The sequence below is a fragment of the Candidatus Alcyoniella australis genome (genome assembly GCA_030765605.1).
Lineage (GTDB): Bacteria > Lernaellota > Lernaellaia > JAVCCG01 > Alcyoniellaceae > Alcyoniella > Alcyoniella australis.
In genome coordinates this window covers 1-2,854 of the sequence record JAVCCG010000052.1, presented here as the reverse complement: position 1 = coordinate 2,854, position 2,854 = coordinate 1, and the positions used below count along the sequence as shown (strand labels likewise).

The 2,854-nt window shown below is 56.8% G+C and carries 4 protein-coding genes; all 4 read left to right on the top strand.

Annotation, left to right across the window (positions count from 1 at the left end; translation table 11 throughout):
• On the top strand, positions 1-250 hold a 250-nt coding region (locus P9M14_05770), incomplete at its 5' end, for a M20/M25/M40 family metallo-hydrolase (GenBank protein MDP8255238.1).
• Between the two features lie 14 nt (positions 251-264).
• Positions 265-993: a class I SAM-dependent methyltransferase gene (locus P9M14_05765; protein ID MDP8255237.1), complete on the top strand. Its 729-nt coding sequence runs from the start codon at positions 265-267 to the stop codon at positions 991-993.
• A gap of 56 nt (positions 994-1,049) precedes the next feature.
• The gene (locus P9M14_05760; protein ID MDP8255236.1) at positions 1,050-2,513 is read left to right on the top strand and encodes a radical SAM protein; all 1,464 of its coding nucleotides are present in this window, start codon (positions 1,050-1,052) and stop codon (positions 2,511-2,513) included.
• 131 nt (positions 2,514-2,644) lie between these two features.
• A partial coding sequence (locus P9M14_05755) for a phosphoribosylformylglycinamidine synthase subunit PurS (protein MDP8255235.1) occupies positions 2,645-2,854 on the top strand: 210 nt, incomplete at its 3' end.

Below are 2,854 nucleotides of genomic sequence, written 5' to 3'. Positions count from 1 at the left end.
GATCAGCCAGACCATGCGCGAGCTCGACCCGCTGTCCCAGGTCGTGCCGTACATGCTGCCGGCAAGCACTGACGCGCGTTTCCTGATCGAGCGCGGGATTCCGATCTACGGCTTCGCGCCGGTCATGCCGCGCAAGCAGGTCACCGACCTGACCTCGCGCGCCCACGGAATCGACGAACGGATCAGCCTGGATGACATTGAACTGGCGGCAAATTTCGCGCGCCGGATCGTCGAGCTGCTCTGCTGTTGAACACGGGGGCGACGATGTCCACCGCTAATAAGCGCTTTACCCTGATTCAGCGCATGCTGCTGACTGCGTTTCGCCGGTTGCTCAACCTTGCCTCACGCCTGCTGGCGCCGCGCAAGTTCCTCAGGCTCTTGCTGCAGATCGACAACGAGCTGTACCGGCGCATCGGCAGCACCGCAGTCGTTGCCTACGATGGCCTGCATCCCAAGCACAAGCACATCAGGTATCACGACTTCTTTGTCGAACGGATCGATGAGGGGCAGACGGTCCTCGACGTGGGCTGCGGCAACGGCAAGCTGGCGTTCGAAATCGCCCAGCGCGCCAAAGCCACGGTAATCGCCATTGATATCTCGCAAAGGAACATCGATCTTGCGCGGTCGCGATATGCACACCAACGGGTGCGATACGTGCTCGCCGATGCCTTGAGCTATCGGCCCGACGCGACCGTGGACGTCGTGGTGCTCTCCAATGTTCTGGAACACATCGAGCAGCGCGTGGAACTGCTCAAACGGCTGCACGAGATCACGGGAACCCGTTGCTTCCTGCTGCGCGTGCCGCTGTACGAGCGCGAGTGGATGGTGCCGGTCAAGCACGAGCTGGGCCTGGAATGGCGCCTGGACCTGACGCACTTCACCGAATACACCGTCTCGAGCTTCGAGCAGGAGCTTGCGGCCGCTGGCCTTACTATCGTCGAGTCTCAGGTGCGCTGGGGCGAAATCTGGGCCAGCTGCCGCGCGAGCGACTAGAAATTGTTCGAATCACTCAATGCAGCAACCGTGAATCTGATTAACGAGGAGCTTGAATGGACGTAGTCCTAATACAGCCCCCGCTATACAAACGACGTCCCAATAAGCGTTCACAGCCACAGCTTGGCCTGGGATCGATCGCCTCGTATTTGGCTGCCGAGGGACTTGACGTTCACGTGATCGACGGCCAGATAAAGGATCGGACGATGGCCCAGATCATGCGCGAGACCGAGGATCTCAAACCTTGGGCCGTGGGTTTGACCACCACTACCGAAGATCGCTTCAACGCCATCGAACTGATTCAAACCTTGAAGGCTCGGCTCGGAAACGCGCTGCTCTTTTCCGGCGGACCCCATTTCAGCTACAGCGCCGTGGACGCACTGGAGAACATCTCCAGTCTGGATCTGGTTGTTGTCGGTGAGGGGGAATTGACGACCCTCGAGGCCCTGCACAGATTCCGCGAGCATCAAGATCCACACGGCTTCGCGGGAATTGACGGCTGTGCGTTCCGTGATCGATCCAAAGCGGTGATCAGTAATCCGCCGCGCGGATTGGTCGAAGATCTCGACGGATTGCCTGACATCGATTGGGGTCTGTTCGAGATGGATCAATATCAGGGAACATTGTCAGTAGAAGAAAAAACTAGGGCCGTGGGAGTGATCAGTACTCGCGGCTGTCCTTACCGCTGCGTGTTCTGCTCCAATTCCCTCAACCGACGGCTGCGTCATCGTAGCGTCGGACGCTTCGTCGACGAAATCGAACGCCTGCAACGCGACTATGGTTTCCCTGGATTGAACTTTCAGGACGATTCCTTCACAGCCCATACCGAACACGTTCGAGCGATCTGCGAGGAGATTTTGAGACGCGAGCTTAGTATCCGCTGGTATTGCAGCCTACGGATCAACAACATCAGCTACGAGACGTTGTCTCTTATGAAACGCGCGGGTTGCGTCGCCCTGGGATACGGCATTGAAAGCGGCTCGGATCGCATTTTGAAGATCATCCGCAAGGGAATCACCACCGAGCAGATCCGTAGCGCAATAAAAATCACCAAGCGACTCGAATTTGAGCACGTGAGCCTGTTTCTGATGAACAGCCTGCCTGGCCTGACCAAGGAGGACATGCTGAAATCTTCGCTGTTCATCAACGAGATCGAATCGATCTTAAGAGGAACAGTGGTAAACAAGCTCTCCCTGGGCGTCAGCACGCTGGTCTATCCCGGAACGGAATTGGAAGTCATCGCCAAGGAAAACGGCAATGTCCTTCCCCCTGGATTTAGCTGGAACACCTATTACGAGACTGATCGGGGCGATATTTTCAATAGCAATCGCCATGTTCCTCACTTTGAAAATCGCGAGTTCGATCTAGGTGCGATCAAACGCTATTCAGTCGTGTTGCGCCGCAAATTAATTGTAAGACGGTTTTTCGAACTTGTCGGACAACTACGGAGTCCCGTGGATTTGATCCGCCTCATCCGGCGGGTTCTCGTTACCCTCCCTGCCTACCTGAAAAGAAATTAATCCGGCCCATCGCAGGTGCTTTAAATGTGGCGGATAGTAGTGTCAACTCCCGTTCGAATACTTGCCGCTCGCCTGAGGTTTGAGTAAACTGCCCATCGTCCAACCATTGTAATTATTGTCTCGGAGCACCCATGGCGCACAGGATCGAAGTCGCACTCCTTGAACAGATGGACGACGCGGTCGGCCGCAAGATCGGACGGCGGATCATCGAGGATCTGGGCCTGAGCATCGAGGGTGTGCGCACGATCCAGGTCTACACCGTCGACAAACAACTCAGCGCCGAACAGCTCGAGGCCTGCGCCTCAGGACCGCTGTGCGATCCGATCATCCAGACCTACGCG

Coding starts and splice junctions, on each gene's coding strand:
- P9M14_05765 (MDP8255237.1), top strand. CDS start 265: ATGTCCACCGCTAATAAGCGCTTTACCCTGATTCAGCGCATGCTGCTG.
- P9M14_05760 (MDP8255236.1), top strand. CDS start 1,050: ATGGACGTAGTCCTAATACAGCCCCCGCTATACAAACGACGTCCCAAT.